Below are 19,453 nucleotides of genomic sequence, written 5' to 3'. Positions count from 1 at the left end.
CCCATGGCAACGGTTCAGGTCTCCAATCTGCGCAAGAGTTTCGGCGCTCTCGACGTGGTGCAAGGTGTCTCCATCGACATCGCCGATGGGGAATTCCTGATCCTCGTCGGGCCGTCCGGCTGCGGCAAGTCAACCCTCTTGCGGATGATTGCGGGGCTTGAGGACATTTCCGGCGGACGCATCGATATCGGGGGGCGCGTCGTCAATGCGCTCTCCCCGAAGGAACGCAACATTGCCATGGTGTTCCAGAACTACGCGTTATATCCGCAAATGACTGTCGCCCAGAATATGGGCTTTTCGCTGGAAATCGCCGGCATGAAGAAGGCCGAAATCCAGAAGAAGGTGGAGGAAGCGGCAGAAATCCTCGGTTTGAAGCCACTTCTGCAGCGCAAGCCGTCGCAGCTTTCCGGCGGGCAGCGGCAGCGCGTCGCGATGGGGCGGGCAATCGTGCGCGATCCCGACGTCTTCCTCTTCGACGAACCGCTTTCCAACCTCGACGCCAAGCTGCGCGTCCAGATGCGGGCGGAAATCAAGGCTCTCCATCAAAGGCTCGGCTCGACGATCGTCTACGTGACGCATGACCAGGTGGAGGCCATGACGATGGCGGACCGCATTGTCGTTCTTCGCGGAGGGCGCATCGAACAAATCGGCACGCCGCTGCAATTGTACGATCGTCCCCAGAACATGTTCGTCGCCGGTTTCCTCGGTTCTCCATCGATGAACTTCCTGCGTGGCGTCCTGGATGGGCAATCGTTGCGTATAGGGGAAGGCCAGCGCCTGGCGCTTTCCTCCGTTCCAGGCTCCCATACCGGCGATGTTGTCGTCGGCATTCGCCCGCAGGATGTCGCGGTGAATGCCCAAGGCGGCACGCCGGCGGTCGTGAAAGTCGTTGAACCGACGGGCGCCGACACGCATGTTCTGGCGGAGGTCGGCGGCATCGAGGTCACCTGCGTCGTCAACGATCGGGTAGACTTTGCTTCCGGACAGGAGATTCACATCTCGATCTCATCGCCCAAGATCCATTTCTTCGATCCCGTCAGCGAAGCGCGCCTTCCGGAAGCGGCACCCGGCCGCGCGCATGTAGCCTAGGGTGGAAAATTCCCGGGCGGGCGAGTAAGCCGTCTGGGAACCGCCGAGAAGCAGCTGCCCTGCTGTCATTCCGCCCTTCGCCGGAACCGGCCCCAACTTGTCGGTAGACGGTTTTCGTCGTAAATCGGCAAGCTCTTCAGGGCAAAGGAGCAGCCGTGAAATCTTCCGGTAAGTCGTCCATCCAGCAGCAGTCCGGCCGCTCTCTCGAAGCCCGTATCTATGCGATCTATTCGACGCTTTCCCCGGCAGAAAAACGTCTCGCCGACGTTCTTCTGCAATATCAGATGGACCTGCCGAGCTATACGGCGGGAGAACTGGCCGACAAGGCCCATGTTTCGAAAGCGACTGCCGCCCGCCTGATACGAACCCTCGGCTACAAGACATATCCCGATGCGAAGCGGCAAATCCGGGCGGACCAGCATTGGGGCTCGCCCCGGGGAGGCCTCGCCGACCCCGATCGCGCGCCGTCCGAGGAGGCTTCGATCGCCCAGACCGTGCAGATGGACATCGACAACATCAGGGCCACGGCCGAAGGCCTGTCGGGCAAGATGCTGAAGGACGTCAGCAACGCGATCGTCAAGGCGCGCCGTGTATGGATCATGGGATTGCGCAGCGGCTACGGCCTCGCCCATCAGGCGGCTCACTATTTCACGCTGATGAAGAACGACGTGCAGGTCCTTCCCGCCGGCGGCGCCAGCTATTCCCATGAAATAGCCTCGATCGCCAGGGGCGACGTGCTGCTGGTCATAGCCTTTCGCCGACGGCCGCGCCTCCTGCCCACCATCATCAAGGAAGCGCGGGCCGCGGGCGCGGTGACGGTATTGATTACCGATCTCAGCGCCGCGGCGAGCGCAAAGGCAGCCGAACATGTGCTGCGCTGCCGATGCCAGTCGCCCTCCCCGTTCAACTCGTTCGTGGCGGCGCTGACGATCGTCAACTACCTCGCATGGAGCGTCGCCACGGCGATGGGCGAGGAAAGCCTGAAACGCTACGAAAAGATCGACCGGCTGGTCAAGCTGCTGGACGACGTATCGACCCCGCAGACGAGCGGCAGCCGTTGAAAACGGTCAGAACCTCTCAAGCACGTAAGGTCGCGTCGGCTGCGCCCAGACGCCGGACTTCGACGTGGACAGGCGGCATCTTACGAGCATTTCGGCAAGGCCGACGGCGGCCGTGACGCCATCGACCACCGGAATCCCGTGTTCGCGCTGAAGCCCTTGCGCGAACTCCGCCATGCCGGCGCAGCCGAGCGCCACGCCCTCGGCGCCCATGTCGATGCTCCTGCGGATGAGGTCGGAAATCTTCTCGAATGCACCGCTTGCAGGATTATCGAGTTCCAGCACCGGAATATCCGTCGCGAAAACCCGGCGGCAGCGGTGGCTGAAACCGTAGCGCAGGATGTTGTCTTCGATGACCGGCGCCGAACGGGACAAGGTCGTGACGACGCAGAAGCTGTGGGCGACGAGGCTGACCGCATGAAAGGAAGCCTCGCCGATGCCGACCACCGGCTTCGCAGTCATCGCGCGCGCGGCGTCGAGGCCCGTGTCGTCGAAACAGGCGACGATATGCGCATCGACACCTTCCACCTCGGCCGCGGCGATCTCCTTCAACAATCCCAGCACCGAGAGCGCACCGTCGAACGGTCCCTCGATCGCTTCCGGACCGACCGCCGGCTGGCGGCCGAGGATGTCCGTGCCGGGACTTGCCACGGCTGCGGCGGCGGCGGCGATGCGACCGGTCATGGAGGCGGTCGTGTTCGGGTTGATGATGGCGATGCGCATCGTCTTTGTCCTGCTCTAAGGTCTCAGGCCTTGGCGAAGGCCGCTGTCGGGCGGGTGTCGATCAATTCCCCATAGGGAATAGGCGCCGTCGTCAGATACCCGTCGCAGATGCCGCGCTGCCAGCGGCCATAGGCATCCGGATCGATCCGCGGCGTCGTCCACATGCCGTTGGCGCGGTAGATATTCGCCAGTCTGACCAGAAGACCGGGCGAGAACCTCGGAAAGGTTCTCGCCAGGAAGTCCCGATAGCTTTCCGCATCGCAGGCAAGTATCCACTCCATGCTGCGCCCCAGCGCCCTTGCAAAGCGGACGTGCGTATCCAGGCCGGCGTTGTCGGCCTCGCCATCGGAATAATAGACGCTCCAGGGAACGTTGCCGCCCATGATGGCCAGCGGCGCGACGACGTGACCGCCACCGGCGGCCTCAAGCGCAAGGGCCGAGGGATAGTCGATGACGAGATAGTCGCCCATGCCGCCCACAAACAGGTCGGAGAGCATCTTGCCGTCGAGATCCTGCACGAAATGCACCGTCAGAGGATCAACGCCATGCTCGCGGAGAACCAGCTTGACGAACAGGCCCACGCTCGCGCCATTGCTGCCCTTCATCGAGATCGCCTTGCCGGGCATGGCGCCCCAGTCGAAATCAACCGGCTTCTCGCGGCCGACGATCGCCAGCGGCGCGCGTGCCGCGACCTGGGCAAAGGGCACATATCGCTTGCCACGTCCATGAAACATTGAAGGAACCCATATGCCGCCGAGCGCTGCGGCAGCCTTGCCTGAACCGATATCGCTCAGCACCAGATCCCATGGCGCGGGCACGCTCGCCGTCACGTCAAGGCCCTCTTCCTCGAAGAAGCCCTGCCATACGGCGACGTATTCAGGCAGGTAGTTGAGGCTGTGCCCCGTGGCGGAAACGTGGAAGTTCTGCATGATTTTTCACTCTTTCTCAGGACAGGCGCTGCCCGCTATCAATGTCGAACCACAGGACATCCTCGGCGCGGTAATCCAGCGAACAGGTTTCGCCGATCTGCATTTTCGGATTTCCCGACACCCGAACGAAGACCAGGTCGGTTTCCAGCAGGCGGCCGTCATCATCGTCCTCTCCGGCCGACAGGCGGCAGCCGATGACCGTCTCCGCGCCGAGCCGTTCGACAACCGCGACGCGGGCGGGCAGCCTGCCTTCGCCGGCCGCATGGAGCGAGAGTTTTTCAGGCCTGATGCCGAACGTCAGTTCCCGCTCCGAAGGCAGGGCGGCGCCGTGGTCGACGGCGAGCCTTCCCGACAGCCTCAGACCATCCCCTCCCGTCGAAGCGGGAATGAGATTCATCGGCGGCGAACCGACGAAGCGGGCGACAAACGTGTTGGCAGGCCTGTCATAGATTTCGTCGGGCGTATCCACCTGCTGCACGATGCCCTTGTTCATGACGATGATGCGGCTCGCCATGGTCATGGCCTCCACCTGATCGTGCGTCACGTAAACGAACGTCTTGCCGACCTTGTGATGCAGCGCCGAGATCTCCGACCGCATCTGGGTGCGCAGCTTGGCGTCGAGGTTCGAAAGCGGCTCGTCGAGCAGATAGAGCGACGGGTTGCGGACAAGTGCACGGGCGAGCGCCACGCGCTGCCGCTGACCGCCGGAAAGGCTCGCCGGACGCCGGTCGAGCAGCGGCTCCAATTCGAGCTGCCGGGCGATCTTCTGCGTGCGTTCGGCGATATCCGGACGTCTCATCAGCCTGTGACGGGCGATGATATTGACGATCGGCAGATGATACCATTTGCGAAAGGCATCCATGATCAGCGGGAAAGCGATATTCTCGCGGACCGTCATGTGCGGATAGAGCGCATAGGTCTGGAAGACGAAGGCGACGCCGCGTTTCTTCGGCTCCCAATCGTTGGCGATGTCGCCATCGAAGAGCAGGTCCCCGGACGTGATGCCGCTGAGGCCCGCGATCATGCGCAGCAGCGTGGATTTGCCGCAGCCCGAAGGGCCGAGGAGAACGAGGAACTCGCCATCGTGGATATCGGCGTTGAACGCCTCGATGACGGTATGGTCCCCGAAGCTTTTCGAGATGTTGTTGAACGTCAGAGCGGGCATGGAGTTATCCCTTGACGGCACCGGCGGTCAGGCCGGCGACGATTTTTCGCTGGATAAGAAGGAAGAAGACGATGGCCGGCAGGCTGAAGACCAGTGCAGCGCCCATGACGGCCGACATCGGCGTTTCATATTGTCCGACGAAAGAAGCAAGGCCGACGCTGGCGGGCCAGTTGCCGCGATCCATCAGGAAGGTGGAGGCGAACAGGAATTCGTTCCAGCCGGCGAAGAACGAGACCACCGCCGCCGCCGCGATGCTGGGCATGATCAGCGGCAGGATGATCATGGTCAGTACGCTGAAACGCGGGCAATTGTCGATGATCGCGGATTCCTCGATCTCGTAGGGAACCGCGTCCATCGCGCCCTTGAGCACGAAACAGGCGACCGGCAGCGAGAAGCCGACATTGGCGAGCACCAGACCGGTCAGGCTGTTCAGCAGCCCGAAGGTGATGAACATGGCATAGAGCGGCACGAGGATCAGCGCCTCCGGCACGACCTGTGTCATGAACAGCAGGAAACCGACGAGGCCTTTGCCGTGGAAGCGGAAACGGCTCAGCGCATAGCCTGCCAGCGAGCCGAGCGTCAGGCTGAGCACGGTGCCGCCCGCCGCGATCAGCAGGGTGTTGAACAGCCAGAGCCCGATCGGCACCTGACCAAGCTCGCGCCAGAGGTCGGGAAAATTCTGCGGCTGCGGCCAGATCATCTGTCCGGTGCCGTAGAGTTCCGAGTTCGGGGACAGGGCGGTGGTCGCCATCCAGTAGACGGGAAAACCGGCAAGGACGACCAGCACACCGATCAGCAGATAGCGCAGGAGCTTGAGCGTGAGCTTCTTGAACGACATCAGCGGGACATCCACTTCATGCGGCGTTGTTCGGCAACGTAATGGAGAGCGGCGATTGCCAGCGCCAGGACGAGACCGACGGCCCCATATGCGCTGGCCATCCCGAGCTCGTGGCTTTCGAACGCCGTCTGGCGGATCTTGACGACGAGCGTGCTGGTGCTTCCCACCGGGCCGCCTCCCGTGAGCAGGTAGATGATATCGAACCGCCGAATGGACCAGACGCATACGAGCAAGGAGGCAAGCTGCACGGCAGGCCGGATATGCGGCAGCGTCACGGCCCGGAAGGTGCTGAGCCCATCGGCGCCGTCGATGCGCGCTGCCTCCCTCACCTCCAGCGGCACCGATTGCAGCGCCGCCAGCACGACGAGCATGACGAATGGCGCCACCTGCCAGACCGTGACCGCCAGGATCGATCCGAGCGCCATGTCGGTACTGGTCAGCCAGGGAAAGCGCCCCAGGCCGGCGAAATCCGTGATCCGGTTGAAGACGCCGGAACGGTCGTTGTACATCCACAGCCAGATCAGCGAGGCGGCGACGTTAGGCACCGCCCAGCCGAAGAGAAGAATGGCGCGCACGATCGCCCTGCCCTTGAACGGCCGGTCGATCGCCAGCGCCGAGATCACCCCGAGCGCGACCCCGAAGATGACTGCCAGAACCGCATAGACAAGCGTGGTCCGAAGGGAGAGATAGAAGGCCGGGTCGTCGAAAAGCCGCTCGAAATTGCCGAGGCCGATGAACCGGCCCCGGTTGGGATTGATGATCCTCGTATTGGTGAGGCTCATGTACATCTGCCGCGCCAAGGGCCAGAACATGAACACCATCAGGTAGATCATCGGCGGGAGGATGAAGGCGTAGGGCACGAGGTGCATCATGCCTTTGCTTATCTTCGAGCCCGTCATGCTCGCTCCTTCTGCGACAAGGTCAGAACTGCTTGTCGATGGCCGCTTGAGCCTCGGCGAGAGCGGACCTGGGATCGGCGTTGGAGAGGATCACCTTTTCAACCGCCTGCATGACGAAACGCATGATCTGGGCCGTCTCCACCTCATGGCCCGGGATGAGCGTGCTGCGCGACGTCTCCGCCAGTTTCGCGAATGCCGGAGCCCATGGGTTTGCGGCCGCGAACGAGGCTGTAACCGGAACATCGGTTGCCAGGGCATCCGGGCCGGATGCCTCGCGAAGCGCCTGCTGACCCGGCTTACTGACCAGCCAGGCGAGGAACTTGATCGCCTCTTCCGGGTGATCGCTGTGCGAGCTGACACCCAGGAAAAGCTGCTGATGCGCGCCCGGATATCTGAAGGGCATGGGAGCCGCGCCGATCTCGGAGCTCGGCAGCGCACCGCCGGAAGCGATGTTCAGTGTGCCGCCCGAATTATCGATCGAGAAAGCGACATGCTTTTCCTTGAAGCGGGTGCGTTGCGTCGGCATGCTGTCGCCGATCGGGATGATGCCCGATGCATAGGTTTCCTTGAAGGCCTGCACCGCGGCCACCGCTTCCGGCGTATCGACGGTCAGCTTGCCATCCTTGTCGACCCAGTCGACCCCATAACCGTAAGCCCAGTTCTGGAAATCCATGAACCATCCGCTGAAGTCGTTGATCTGGTGCCGGGCGGTGAAACCGATGACACCCGGCGTCCTGGCGGAGGCCGCCTTGGAAGACTCGATCAGCTCCTGCACCGTGCCCGGAACTTTCGCGCCCGCAGCGTCGATGACCGGCTTGTTGTAGATCAACGCATAAGCCGCACGCTGCCACGCGATGCCGTAACGGGTGCCGTCGATCATGCCGTTGTCGTTCGTCTTGTTGAGCGTGACGCCCTCGGCGGCCTTGCCGATATCGACGAGGAAACCGGCATCGGCCATGGCATAGAACAGGCCTTCCTGCATGATGGCGATGTCCGGGCCCTGGCCGGCGCCCATTTCCGTCGTCAGCTTGTCTGCGAACTCGGCGGACGGGATCGCTTCCTGCTCCAGGGTAACATTCGGGGCCACTTCCTGGTATTTCTGGACGGCCGCCCAGAGGTTCTTGCCGCGCAACGCGTCAAGCCACTGCGAATTGGCGACCTTCAGGGTGACCTTTTCCCCTGACTGGGCGTGGCCCGTTTGCGCGGTGCAGACCGTCAGGGCGAAGCTCAGAGCAGCAGCAGTGGCGAGAAGCTTGCGGCGGCGGATATTCTCACGCATTTCAGTTCTCCTTCTGAGGTTTGTTTTTGTTTATTCTTCTTGTGATCGGCTCATGAGCCGGCCTTGACGCGGTGCGGCGCGAGCGGCGTATGGCAGCTCAGGTTTTCCGCACCATCGGCGGTGACGAGGTAGCAGTCACCGACATTGCAGCCGGCGACTTCCGGCTCCAGCCATTGCGAATGCAGGACGAAGGTCATGCCTTCCTCCAGCTTGTCGTGGTTGTTCGACTGGATGTTGTAATTGGCGAATTTCTGCATCGAGACCGAATGGCCGACATTCGGATTGTGTGGCCCCAGCGTCGCCGGATAGACGTGCATGAGCTTTCGTCCCTGGCTCTCCCAATCCTCGTCCACCACATGCCTGCGCGGGATCAGCCGCGGCTTTCCATCGTCTCCGGAAACCCAATTGTAGGGCATGGTACGGCTGTCGGCGGAAGTCAGGTAGCCCCGGGCGATATAGGGCTCGAAAGAGGCGTTGGCGACATCGGAGATCAGCGCGCCGGGCCTGACGAGGGAGGCGGCTTTCTCCACGCCCTCGACGCACATCTGCAGGACCTCTTCCTGCTTTTCGGTGATGTCTCCCACCGCGATCATGCGGGCGATCTGGGCCGTGTAGCCTTGATAGATGACTGCTGAGATATAGAGATTGATCAGATCGCCGTTGCGCACGACGTGACCATAGGGCTTTCCGCAATGGGTGCCATAGCGGTTGATGCCGATCTGGTAGCCATCTCCGGTTTCGCCGCCGCGCGCCATCTGGGCATAGGTGAAGGCGGCATAGATCTCATAATCCGTCACTCCCGGCCTGACGGCATGATAGGCCGCCTGAATGCCGATATCGGCAAGCTGGGCGGCGGCGCGGACGATCGCCCGCTCTCGTGGGGAACGTATCTTCTGCATGCGGTCGATGATCGCTTCGCCGTGCACGAACGAATTTTTCGGCAGTCTCGCCTTCAGCCCGTTCCAGTATGGCGTCGAGGTCGCATCGCCAATCAGCCCGATCTGCGCGACGGAGAAACCCTCGCGCTCCAGGAAGGAGGCGACGGCCTCGACCACCTTGTCGACGGTCCTGCCGGGCCGATTGTAGGTTTCGCGGCCCCAGGTGCCGACCTGCCAGATATCCTCGACCAGGACCGGCTCGCCTGCCGGCGGCAGCAGGACGGAACTGCTGAAGATCGAGAACATGGTCAGCGGCCTGTCGTCGTCCGTGGGCACGACCAGAACGCCCTCGCGCGCCCAGTCGCAGACGTAGCGCAGATAGGAATTCGAGACCTTGTAGGACCCGATGGAGTCCGCATGAATCAGGATGACATCATGGCCGGCCACGACGGCCTCCCGCCGGATGCGCCGCAGCCGGTCAACGAACTCGCTCTCCGGCAAGGGACCGACGGGCTCGAATTCGAACGTCGGTTCGAAACCATCAAGAAGATGTTCGAACCGGGCATCGGGACGCGGAGTTGGCGCAATGCGCGCGGCATTTGGGGCAGTCATGGCGTGTCTCGTCGATAATTTCGATGACAATAGATTATCGATGAAATTTATTTTGCAAAGACGCCTGAACCGCTAATGGAGAGGCAAATCGCCAACAATTTAGGCAACGGTAAATTTTAGGCGAAATCGGCACTTAAACGAGACAATGGCCTATGTCATAAGACCATCCATATCTTTGAGAATGCGCAGCTATCGGAAAACATCCCAACAGCCAAATGGAAAAAAAGTTTCAAAAAAGCGCCGAAAACCATCATCGGCCATTTCGTACCCTGCCCAATTAAACGGCATCACGGATCGCCCCCGGCGTTTCCGAACCATTGAGAGAGTAGCCGGGAGAGCGGCCCGAATGCCTCGTTTGCAGGGATAGTCGCCGACGATCCCAAGGCTTCGTGGAACCGGTGGGCCTCTCAACCTCGAACAGGCGCATAGTTCCGGGGGCTGCATTCTGCGCCTGATTATCGACTGCGGGGCCGCGACAAGGCTGCTCATCGTTGCCGGAAGAACGTCATGCCGCCGTGGTGGAGCGTGTCGATGTCCACGAAAAGACCATCGGCCGTAAAGCCGGTGTCATCCCAATAATTTATGCGATTGCCAGTAACCTCATACCGGCCTTGATAGGCGCTTTGGCGGCTGCCGCGGGCTTCGTCGTAGCGCCCGTTGGGCAGAAGCTCCTGACGAATGCGCCCGTCGGCGGTGACCCACATGCCGACATAAGGGTGCTGCTGCATCTTCTTCTCCGTTTGATTGGCCGGAATCAGGGCATCCCGAGACTTGTACGCGATGTCGTCAGAGGCTCTGCCGTCCACCGGCAGGATTGTGCCGATTGCACTGATGAGGACCAGCAGGCCAAGCGATGTCGATATGATGGTTTTCATCTCGAAGGCTCCTCAAGGTTGGATGCCGGGACAAAGGCGGCGTACCCAAAATTCACCGGCGCTCGTTCAGGGTTATCTGCGGCCTCCGACTGTCGTGCCGCCGAACATGAGTTGCTGGGCCATTGGCCGCGATATGAAGCGCGCGGGGAAGATGGGCGCCAGGGCGCTGGCCTTGTCGAGGCGTTCGAGCTGTCCGTCTGTAAAGACGATCTTCAATGCGCCGAAATTGTCCTCGGCCTGGGCAAGCGTGCGCGCACCCATGACCGGAGAGACCACGGCGGGATTGCGCAATGTCCAGGCAAGCGCGACCTGGGACCGCGTGGCACCGATTTCGCCAGCGACCTCGCCGACCACGTCGGCGATATCCAGCGCACGTTCGGTCAGGTGACCGGTCGATGCGATGACCCCCTTGCGTTCAGAGGAGACATTCGCCTCATTCTCGTCCGTCAGGTCCGAGCGGCCGTATTTGCCTGTGAGGATTCCCCCGCCCAAGGGCGACCACGGGAGAACCCCAAGACCCATTACCTGCGCCATGGGCATGAGTTCATATTCGACGGTCCGCTCGACAAGGCTGTATTCGATCTGCAGCGCGACGAACGGCGACCAGCCGCGCAGGTCTGCCAAGGTCTGCATCTCAGCGATCCGCCAGGCGGGCGTATTGCAGATGCCGACATAGAGTATCTTCCCGGCCCGGACGAGATCGTCGAGGGCACGCATCACCTCCTCGGGCGTAGTCGTGAAGTCCCACGCATGCACGTAGAGGAGGTCGATGCGGTCAGTATCAAGCTGGCGCAGGCTGGCCTCGACCGAGCGCACGAGATTGAAACGATGGTTGCCCCCGGAATTGGGATTGCCATGGTCGCGCGCCATGGTGAACTTGGTGGCGAGCACGATGCGCTCGCGCCTGTCCTTGATGAGGCCACCGAGGATACGTTCGGACGTGCCATTGGTATAGTTGACCGCGGTATCGATAAAATTGCCGCCACGGTCCACATAGGCTTCGAATATCCGCTTGGCCTCGGTCTCGTCGGCTCCCCATCCCCAATCGGAGCCGAAAGTCATGGTGCCGAGCGAAAGCGGAGATACGCGCAGGCCGGAGCGTCCGAGCAGGCGATATTGGTCGAGAGCGGTAGTGTTCAACATGGATGGTCTGTCTCCGGCTGAAGCGAGGGCGTCGCTGTGTTTCCTGCGCTCCTGTTTGGCCGAACCCGCCGCATCGGCGGTAGACGATTTGTCCGGAATCCTTGCACGATCGTCCGAAGGCGGGCGCTTCCGTCTTTCCGTCGCCCCCATCTGTATGAGATAAGGGAGCATGAACCAGCTTCTCACCCTGACCGAAATTCTAAGCCGTCATGCCACACAAGACGGCACGCACCGGTGTCTGCTCCCCAGGGTGAAACTGATCCGTTCATCGACCCCGACGATGCCGATGCCCGTCATCTACGAGCCGACGCTGTGCCTTGTCGCGCAGGGGCGCAAGCGGGCTGCACTCGGCACAACGGCCTTTATCTATGACCCATCGAACTACCTGATTGCGTCGGTGGACCTGCCTGTGATGGGATCGGTCATCGAAGCGACTGTGGACCGGCCATATCTCTGCTTGCAGATCGATCTCGACATGACGACGCTCGGAGAACTCGCGATCCACCATCCGCCAGCGCATTCCGACGCGAGGAGCTTTCCCGTCGGGCTTGCGCTGAATCGGACCACGCCGGCGCTGCTCGATGCCGCGATGCGCCTGGTGCGCCTGCTGGACACGCCTGAAGACATCGAAGCACTCGCTCCGCTGATGATCCGCGAAATCCTCTATCGGCTCATCACCGGGGCGAGCGGGGCCACCATAAGGCAAATGGCGCGGGCCGACAGCCGACTGAACCAGATCGCCCGCGCGATCGTCTGGATCAGGACGCATTTCCGGGACATCTGCCCGATCGAACAGGCAGCAGAGATCGCAGGCATGAGCCGCTCCACCTTCCACGCTCATTTCAAGGCGATCACGTCGATGAGCCCGCTTGAGTTCCGCACACATCTGCGCATGCAGGAAGCGCAGCGGCTGATGGTCAGCGGCGCCATGGATGCGGCCAGCGCGGGCTTCAACGTGGGATACGGAAGCCCTTCGCAGTTCAGCCGCGACTATGCCCGCCTCTTCGGCATGCCCCCTGCCAGGCATGCCAGCCGGCTACGTGACACAGACGAAAACGGCCCCATTGGGCGGGAGATGGAGATCGCTTCGTGACCGCGATTGCCAGCCGCAAGAGGGCCGGAACGAAATGCGAGACCGCTCGTCGCGCTCAGGCAGGCCGAATACGTCCATGCACCGCGAGCAGACCCGTCACCGACCCGAATCCCAGGACGAGACTCCCCCGGAATATTCTGCGTGAAGCTGGCAGGCGAGGCTGAGCAACGTAAAATCGGTCGCATCCGCGATCTTGCGGCCGGTCAGGGTCTCGACCCGCTGCAGCCGCTGATAAAGCGTGTTGGAGTGGATATCCAGGCCCTTGGCTGTGCGGGCGACAGACTTTCCCTCGTGAACGTAGCGCGACAGGGTCTCGTGCAAAATACGATGTCGCGGTTCCTGAAGTAACGGGCTCAACCAGGACCGGCTGCGAGATATGGTCGAGCAGTCGATCGGCCTGGTGACGGCGCTGAACTCCTATATCGGATATCGCAATGCGACCGAAGTGGCGCTTGAGGCGCATCGCACCGGCCGCGGCGTTTATGAGCTGGTGCTGCAAAAGGGGCTCATGTCGAAAGAACGGCTCGATGCCGTGCTGCGGCCGGAACTGCTGACGCGGCCGCAGCCGCTCATGTAACGCCTGGTACGGGCCTTCGGGAAAAGGAATCCGGTCTTGCGTCTCAAGACCATGTGCGGAAGGAAGGAATGACGCCGTGCTTCGCGCCGTCTGCCGGTTGGCCTTGATGGCACGCCGGAGTTGGCCTCGGGTGATCTAGCCGAATGTGCTGGCAGGATAGGGCTTCGCCACCAGTGGCAGGTGCCGGGCGCCTTCCGTCAGGAGAAACCGCTCAAAAGCCTGCATAGCGGGATTGAAGGACCGGTCGCGGCGCGAAACGCTGAACCATTGCCGGCGGATCGGGGTGTCGACCACGTCGAGGATGACGAGGCGGCCGAGCTTGATCTCCTGCTCGATGGTATGAGCCGAGATGAAAGCGATGCCGAGGCCGGCAATGACAGCCTGTTTGATGGTCTCGTTCGACCCCATTTCCGTCCCGAGTTCCTCCAGGCGCCGGGGGACCGCACTGAGAAAGATCTCGAGCGAAATCCGCGTGCCGGACCCCCTCTCGCGCACGAGGAATTGCTCGTCCGCGATCCGCTCGCGGGGGATGTCGAGCACGCCGGCCAGCGGATGATCCGCCGGTGCGATGAAGACCAGCGGATGGTCGCCGAAGACCTGTGAGCGGACCTCGAAATCCTGTGGAGGACGCCCCATCAGGGCGATGTCGAACTCATGATCACGGAGCTTCTGGATGATCTCGGCGCGGTTGCCGATGAAGAGGTTGATCTCGATCGACGGCGCATGCTTGCGAAAGGCGGCGATCAACTGCGGCGCGAAATACTTGCCGGTAGACACCACGCCCAGCCTTAGCCTGCCGCTGCGCAGGCCCTTCATCGCGCTGATGGACTCGTCGAGCGCCGAAAGGCTGTCCTCCACCGAGCGGGCCGCTTCGAGGAAGGCGAGGCCGAAGCCGGTCGGCACCATGCCCTCGCGGCCGCGGTCGAACAGCGCCACGCCCGTATCCCGCTCGAGTTGCTGGATCTGCAGCGTCAGCGCGGGCCCCGTCAGCCCCAGCTCGGCCGCGGCAAGATTGATCTTGCCGAGCCGGCAGACGGCCTCGACCGTGCGGAGTTGGCGGATGGTGACGTTGCGCATATCAGAAAGTAAATATTTCTAATTCAGGAAGTCAATATAATAAATTTTACAAACTCGGCGAAAGCGTCATCCTTCTCCTCGATCGTCGATGGGAGGAGACATCATGTCGGGCGCAACACTGGAGGCCTACCTCGTTTCATGCATGGCCGAGCGCGGCGAAGCGGGCCGCGAAGTGGCCGCAATCATCCAGCGGCTGGCCACAGCCGCACTTGATATCCGCAAGCTGGTGGTACAGGGCGCACTCAACGCCACCTTCCACGGATTGCTCGACAGCGCCAACGCCGACGGCGACATGCAGAAGGAGCTGGACGTCATCTGCGACGACCTGTTCCTGTCCTGCCTGCAGGGAGCACCGGTCGCTTATTATGCCTCGGAGGAGCTCAAGAACCCGATCCTGCTCGATCCCGCCGCCCGCCTCGCCGTCGCCATCGATCCGCTCGACGGCTCCTCGAATATCGACACCAACGTGTCGATCGGCACCATCTTCTCGATCCTGCCAGCCCTGAAAGGGGCAGAGGCCGACGCGACGGCAACCTTCCTGCAACCCGGAAACCGGCAGATCGCCGCCGGTTTCTTCATCTACGGACCGCAGACCGCACTGGTGCTGTCACTCGGCAAGGGCACGGAGATCTTCATCTTCTCGAACCGGCTCGGCTGCTTCGTGCAGGGGTACAAGTCCGTCGCCATACCGGACCGCGCGCACGAATTCGCCATCAACGCCTCGAACTACCGTCACTGGGAAGAGGCGATCAGGCTTTATGTCGATGATTGCCTCGCCGGCGCTGAAGGCCCCCGCGAGCGGGATTTCAACATGCGATGGATCGCCTCGCTGGTGACGGAAGCCTACCGCATCCTCGTGCGCGGCGGCATCTTCCTCTATCCGTCGGACGGACGGAAAGGCTATTCCCACGGCCGCCTGCGGCTCGTCTACGAAGCCAACCCCATCGCCTTTCTCATCGAGAATGCGTCAGGTGCTGCGACCGACACCGTCACCCGCATTCTCGACCTCGAACCCGAAAGCCTGCATCAGCGCGTGCCGCTGGTATTCGGTTCCCGCCGCGAGGTGGCGCGTGTCGCCCGCTACCATGTCGACCCCGCAATGATCGGCGAACGCGCGCCCCTGTTCGGCAAGCGCGGACTGTTCCGGGCCTGAGGAGAAAAAAATGTCCGCCAAATATCCGATCATTTCCATCACGGGCTCGTCCGGCGCCGGCACCACCACCGTCAAGGACACTTTCGAGAAGATCTTCAAGCGCGAAAACATCTCCGCCTCCTTCATCGAGGGTGACGCATTCCACCGCTACGACCGGGAGGCGATGAAGAAGAAGATCGCCGAGGAAAAGGCCAGAGGCGTGGACTTCACGCACTTCGCCGCCGAGGCCAACGAACTCGAAATCCTCGAAAGCGTATTCTCCGAATATGGCCGTCGCGGTGTCGGGCGCACTCGCCACTATATCCATGACGAGGCCGAGGCCGCGAGATACGGCACGTCGCCCGGCACCTTCACGGAATGGGAAGAGTTTCGCGACAGCGACCTGCTGTTCTACGAAGGCCTTCACGGCTGCGCTGTCACCGAGAATGCCAATCTGGCCCAGCATTGCGACCTGAAGATCGGTGTCGTGCCGGTGATCAATCTCGAATGGATTCAAAAGATCCACCGTGACAAGGCGACCCGCGGTTATTCCACCGAGGCCGTCACCGACACCATCCTCCGGCGGATGCCTGACTACGTGCACTACATCTGCCCGCAATTCTCGCTGACGGACATCAACTTCCAGCGGGTGCCGATCGTCGATACGTCCAACCCGTTCATTGCGCGATGGATACCGACGCCCGCCGAATCCATGCTGGTGATCCGCTTCGCCAACCCGCGCGGGATCGATTTCCCGTACCTGCTGTCGATGCTGCAGAACAGTTTCATGTCGCGCGCCAACTCGATCGTCGTTCCCGGCGACAAGCTCGATCTCGCCATGCAGCTCATTTTCACGCCACTCATCCACAAACTGCTCGAACGCAAGCACCGCATGTCGTGAGGAGGACGCCCATGAACATCCCCCAGAAAGCAGCCAGCCCCGCCATAGTTTCAGAAAAGGACATGGCCAACGCCATCCGGTTCCTAGCGATGGATGCCGTGCAGAAAGCCAATTCCGGCCACCCCGGCATGCCGATGGGCATGGCGGACGCGGTGACGGTTCTGTTCAACCGCTTTATCCGGATCGATCCGTCGATGCCGGACTGGCCGGACCGAGACCGCTTCGTGCTCTCGGCGGGCCACGGCTCGATGCTGCTTTATGCGATCCATCACCTGATCGGCTTTGCCGACATGCCGATGTCCGAGCTCTCCTCCTTCCGCCAGTTCGGCGCGAAGACCGCCGGACACCCGGAATACGGCCATGCACTTGGCATTGAGACGACCACCGGCCCGCTCGGGCAGGGCATATCCATCGCCGTTGGCATGGCGATCGCCGAACAGATGATGGCGGCGCGCTTCGGTTCGTCGCTCTGCAATCATTTCACCTATGTCGTCGCTGGAGACGGCTGCCTTCAGGAAGGCATCAGCCACGAGGCGATCGACCTTGCCGGCCACCTGAAGCTGCGCAAGCTCATCGTGCTCTGGGACGACAATCGCATTTCCATCGACGGGGCCACCTCCCTGTCCACGTCGATGGACCAGCTGGCGCGCTTTCGTGCTGCCGGCTGGAACGCCCAGGCCGTCGACGGTCACGATCCGGAAGCCGTGGCCAAGGCCATCGACCGTGCCCGCAAGAGCCGCAAGCCTTCGCTGATCGCCTGCCGCACATTGATCGGCAAGGGTGCCGCCAGCATGGAAGGGTCTCACAAGACCCACGGCGCCGCGCTCGGCGACAAGGAGATCGCAGCAACCCGCGAGAAGCTCGGCTGGAGCCATCCGCCTTTCTTCGTGCCGCCGCAGATCAAGTCCGCATGGGAAGGCGTCGCCGTCCGTGGCCGGGCAGCACGCGAAACCTGGGAGATCCGCAGGGACGCATCTCGCTCGAAGGCACACCACGAGCGCACCATCCGCCGGGAGATCGGGCCGGAAGCCGCGCGCCAGCTGGCGAAATTCCGCAATGAGCACCGGGAGAAGGCCACCAAGGTCGCGACACGCCAGGCCTCCCAGATGGCGCTCGAAGTCATCAACGGCGCGACCGACCTGACCGTCGGCGGTTCGGCGGACCTGACCGGTTCCAACCTCACCATGACCTCGCGGACCCAGCCCATCTCGGCCGGCAGCTTCCGCGGCCGCTACCTGCATTACGGCATCCGCGAGCATGCAATGGCGGCGGCCATGAACGGCATCGCCCTACATGGCGGCTTCGTGCCCTATGGCGGCACCTTCCTGGTATTTGCGGATTATGCCCGGGGCGCGATCCGCCTCTCCGCGCTGATGGGCCTGCCCGTCGTCTATGTGCTGACCCACGATTCCATCGGGCTCGGCGAGGACGGCCCGACACACCAGCCCGTCGAGCATCTGGCGATGCTGCGGGCCACCCCCAATCTCAACGTCTTCCGTCCGGCAGACATCATCGAAACCGCCGAATGCTGGGAACTGGCACTGGCGGAGAAGTCGACGCCGAGCGCGCTTGCGCTTTCTCGCCAGGCCTTGCCCATGCTGCGCGCAACGGACACACAGGAAAATCTTTCCGCATACGGTGCCTATGTGCTGCGGGAAGCGAAGGGGCCGCGCGACATCACCCTGCTCGCCACCGGCTCGGAAGTCGAGATCGCCGTTATGGCAGCCGGGAAGCTGCGCGCAGAAAATGGCATCGAGGCCGCGGTCGTTTCCATGCCCTCATGGGAAAAATTCGAGGCGCAGGACGAAGCTTACCAGAGCAAAACGCTGGGCGATGCGCCACGCATTGCCGTCGAGGCAGCCGGACGGCTCGGCTGGGATCGCTGGATCGGACCGCATGGCGCCTTCGTCGGCATGCAGGGCTTCGGGGCGTCCGCCCCGGCCGGCGAGCTCTACCGGCATTTCGGCATCACCTCGGAACACATCGCCGCAGAAGCGCTGCACCTCGTCGACCGCAGCCGGAAGGAGCGGCCGCAATGATCCGCAGCAGGACGATATTCACCGACCAACCCGGAAAGGAGGCCTGACATGGCCCGCATCACGCTTCGTCAATTGCTGGACCATGCCGCCGAGCGCGGTTACGGCGTGCCCGCCTTCAACATCAACAACATGGAACAGGGGCTCGCCATCCTGGAGGCGGCCCGGGCCTGCGATGCGCCGGTCATCCTGCAGGCCTCGCGCGGCGCCCGCTCCTACGCCAACGACATCATGCTCGCCAAGATGATGGAGGCCCTGGAGCTGATGTATCCCGATATCCCGATCTGCATTCACCAGGACCACGGCAATACCGTCTCCACCTGCCTCTCGGCGATCCAGCACGGCTTCACCTCCGTGATGATGGACGGCTCGCTGAAGGAGGACGCCAAGACGCCGGCGGACTACGCCTACAATGCCGGGATCACCGCCGAGGTCGCCCGCCTCGCCCACATGGTCGGCGTTTCGGTCGAGGGCGAACTCGGCTGCCTCGGCTCGCTGGAAACGGGCCATGGCGAGGCGGAAGACGGCCATGGCTTCGAAGGGGCGCTCGACCGCTCGCAATTGCTGACCGACCCGGACGAAGCGGCCCGCTTCGTCGCCGAGACCGGCGTCGATGCGCTCGCGGTCGCGATCGGCACCTCGCACGGCGCCTACAAGTTCACCCGCAAGCCGACCGGCGACGTGCTCGCCATGGATGTCATCGAGAAGATCCACCGCCGCCTGCCCGATACCCACATCGTCATGCACGGCTCTTCGTCCGTGCCCGAGGAGTGGCAGGAGGTCTTCAACGCCCATGGCGGCGCGATGCGCGAGACTTATGGCGTACCGGTGGAGGAGATCGTCCGCGGCATCCGCTTCGGCGTCCGCAAGGTCAATATCGACACCGACCTGCGCCTTGCCGCGGCGGCCGAATTCCGCCGCGTCGCCGATACCCGCCGGAACGAGTTCGACCCGCGCAAGTTCCTGAAACCCGCGATGGATGCCATGGCCGCCGTCTGCAGGGCGCGTTTCGAGGCGTTCGGCACGGCGGGCAATGCCTCTCGCATCAAGGTCATCCCGATGAGCGACATGGCGAAACGCTATGCGAGCGGGAGCCTGAAACCCCAGACGGCGCGATCTGAAGCCGCCTGATCCCTCACTGAAAAAGGA

At 62.5% G+C, this 19,453-nt stretch carries 18 protein-coding genes and 1 pseudogene; 8 read left to right on the top strand and 11 right to left on the bottom strand.

Going from position 1 to position 19,453, the window contains the following annotated elements; translation table 11 throughout:
* Positions 1 to 3 precede the first annotated feature (3 nt).
* Together ACFFP0_RS04990 and ACFFP0_RS04985 are read left to right on the top strand one after the other, a co-directional pair.
* On the top strand, positions 4 to 1,089 hold the full coding sequence (locus tag ACFFP0_RS04990; RefSeq protein ID WP_377257169.1) for an ABC transporter ATP-binding protein: 1,086 nt from the start codon (positions 4 to 6) through the stop codon (positions 1,087 to 1,089).
* 155 nt (positions 1,090 to 1,244) lie between these two features.
* Positions 1,245 to 2,150, top strand: coding sequence for a MurR/RpiR family transcriptional regulator (locus ACFFP0_RS04985; protein WP_377257166.1), 906 nt, complete (start codon positions 1,245 to 1,247; stop codon positions 2,148 to 2,150).
* A gap of 6 nt (positions 2,151 to 2,156) precedes the next feature.
* Here the strand turns inward: ACFFP0_RS04985 and ACFFP0_RS04980 are convergent, their stop codons facing one another.
* The 9 genes from ACFFP0_RS04980 to ACFFP0_RS04940 form a co-directional block, all read right to left on the bottom strand.
* Complete coding sequence (locus tag ACFFP0_RS04980) at positions 2,157 to 2,870, bottom strand: aspartate/glutamate racemase family protein (protein WP_377257163.1); 714 nt, start codon at positions 2,868 to 2,870, stop codon at positions 2,157 to 2,159.
* A gap of 23 nt (positions 2,871 to 2,893) precedes the next feature.
* A complete protein-coding gene (locus ACFFP0_RS04975) occupies positions 2,894 to 3,799 on the bottom strand; it encodes an ABC transporter substrate-binding protein (protein ID WP_377257160.1) in 906 nt (301 codons plus the stop codon).
* A gap of 16 nt (positions 3,800 to 3,815) precedes the next feature.
* The gene (locus ACFFP0_RS04970) at positions 3,816 to 4,964 is read right to left on the bottom strand and encodes an ABC transporter ATP-binding protein (protein ID WP_377257158.1); all 1,149 of its coding nucleotides are present in this window, start codon (positions 4,962 to 4,964) and stop codon (positions 3,816 to 3,818) included.
* Between the two features lie 4 nt (positions 4,965 to 4,968).
* Entirely contained in the window at positions 4,969 to 5,802 is an 834-nt protein-coding gene (locus tag ACFFP0_RS04965) for a carbohydrate ABC transporter permease (protein ID WP_377257155.1), read from the bottom strand.
* Positions 5,802 to 6,701 carry a carbohydrate ABC transporter permease gene (locus tag ACFFP0_RS04960; protein ID WP_377257152.1) on the bottom strand — a complete coding sequence of 300 codons (900 nt, stop codon included), beginning with the start codon at positions 6,699 to 6,701 and terminating at the stop codon, positions 5,802 to 5,804. Before ACFFP0_RS04960 ends, ACFFP0_RS04965 begins: the two co-directional genes overlap by 1 nt.
* A gap of 22 nt (positions 6,702 to 6,723) precedes the next feature.
* A complete protein-coding gene (locus ACFFP0_RS04955; protein ID WP_377257149.1) occupies positions 6,724 to 7,980 on the bottom strand; it encodes an ABC transporter substrate-binding protein in 1,257 nt (418 codons plus the stop codon).
* Between the two features lie 50 nt (positions 7,981 to 8,030).
* A complete protein-coding gene (locus ACFFP0_RS04950) occupies positions 8,031 to 9,470 on the bottom strand; it encodes a M24 family metallopeptidase (RefSeq protein WP_377257146.1) in 1,440 nt (479 codons plus the stop codon).
* 485 nt (positions 9,471 to 9,955) lie between these two features.
* On the bottom strand, positions 9,956 to 10,345 hold the full coding sequence (locus ACFFP0_RS04945; protein ID WP_377257143.1) for an Atu4866 domain-containing protein: 390 nt from the start codon (positions 10,343 to 10,345) through the stop codon (positions 9,956 to 9,958).
* Positions 10,346 to 10,417: 72 nt separating this feature from the next.
* Positions 10,418 to 11,488, bottom strand: a complete 1,071-nt coding sequence (locus ACFFP0_RS04940) for an aldo/keto reductase (RefSeq protein WP_377257140.1) — start codon at positions 11,486 to 11,488, stop codon at positions 10,418 to 10,420.
* Between the two features lie 169 nt (positions 11,489 to 11,657).
* Here ACFFP0_RS04940 and ACFFP0_RS04935 point away from each other — a divergent pair, with 169 nt between their 5' ends.
* Positions 11,658 to 12,581 carry an AraC family transcriptional regulator gene (locus ACFFP0_RS04935; RefSeq protein WP_377257137.1) on the top strand — a complete coding sequence of 308 codons (924 nt, stop codon included), beginning with the start codon at positions 11,658 to 11,660 and terminating at the stop codon, positions 12,579 to 12,581.
* A gap of 96 nt (positions 12,582 to 12,677) precedes the next feature.
* Here ACFFP0_RS04935 and ACFFP0_RS04930 read toward each other — a convergent pair whose 3' ends face one another.
* Positions 12,678 to 12,902, bottom strand: a complete 225-nt coding sequence (locus ACFFP0_RS04930; RefSeq protein WP_377257133.1) for a helix-turn-helix domain-containing protein — start codon at positions 12,900 to 12,902, stop codon at positions 12,678 to 12,680.
* Positions 12,903 to 12,936: 34 nt separating this feature from the next.
* Between ACFFP0_RS04930 and aspA the strand changes: the two are divergent.
* Positions 12,937 to 13,158, top strand: a pseudogene (aspA, locus tag ACFFP0_RS04925) (aspartate ammonia-lyase); the annotation flags it as partial.
* A 135-nt stretch (positions 13,159 to 13,293) separates the two neighbouring features.
* On the opposite strand, the gene ACFFP0_RS04920 reads toward aspA, so the two are convergent.
* Entirely contained in the window at positions 13,294 to 14,235 is a 942-nt protein-coding gene (locus tag ACFFP0_RS04920; RefSeq protein ID WP_377257130.1) for a LysR family transcriptional regulator, read from the bottom strand.
* A 103-nt stretch (positions 14,236 to 14,338) separates the two neighbouring features.
* Here ACFFP0_RS04920 and ACFFP0_RS04915 point away from each other — a divergent pair, with 103 nt between their 5' ends.
* Genes ACFFP0_RS04915 through fba form a run of 4 tightly spaced genes read left to right on the top strand, consistent with a single transcriptional unit; the run spans position 14,339 to position 19,435 of the window.
* Positions 14,339 to 15,388, top strand: coding sequence for a class 1 fructose-bisphosphatase (locus ACFFP0_RS04915; RefSeq protein WP_377257127.1), 1,050 nt, complete (start codon positions 14,339 to 14,341; stop codon positions 15,386 to 15,388).
* 10 nt (positions 15,389 to 15,398) lie between these two features.
* Entirely contained in the window at positions 15,399 to 16,268 is an 870-nt protein-coding gene (locus ACFFP0_RS04910; protein WP_377257124.1) for a phosphoribulokinase, read from the top strand.
* Between the two features lie 11 nt (positions 16,269 to 16,279).
* Positions 16,280 to 18,307, top strand: a complete 2,028-nt coding sequence (gene tkt, locus ACFFP0_RS04905; RefSeq protein ID WP_377257121.1) for a transketolase — start codon at positions 16,280 to 16,282, stop codon at positions 18,305 to 18,307.
* A 48-nt stretch (positions 18,308 to 18,355) separates the two neighbouring features.
* The gene (gene fba, locus ACFFP0_RS04900; RefSeq protein ID WP_377257117.1) at positions 18,356 to 19,435 is read left to right on the top strand and encodes a class II fructose-bisphosphate aldolase; all 1,080 of its coding nucleotides are present in this window, start codon (positions 18,356 to 18,358) and stop codon (positions 19,433 to 19,435) included.
* The last annotated feature ends 18 nt before the right edge of the window (positions 19,436 to 19,453 follow it).

Source organism: Neorhizobium puerariae (assembly GCF_042429745.1).
Classification (GTDB): Bacteria; Pseudomonadota; Alphaproteobacteria; order Rhizobiales; family Rhizobiaceae; genus Neorhizobium; species Neorhizobium puerariae.
Note: the sequence above shows the minus strand (reverse complement) of the source record. Positions and strands in the feature narration are given on the sequence as shown.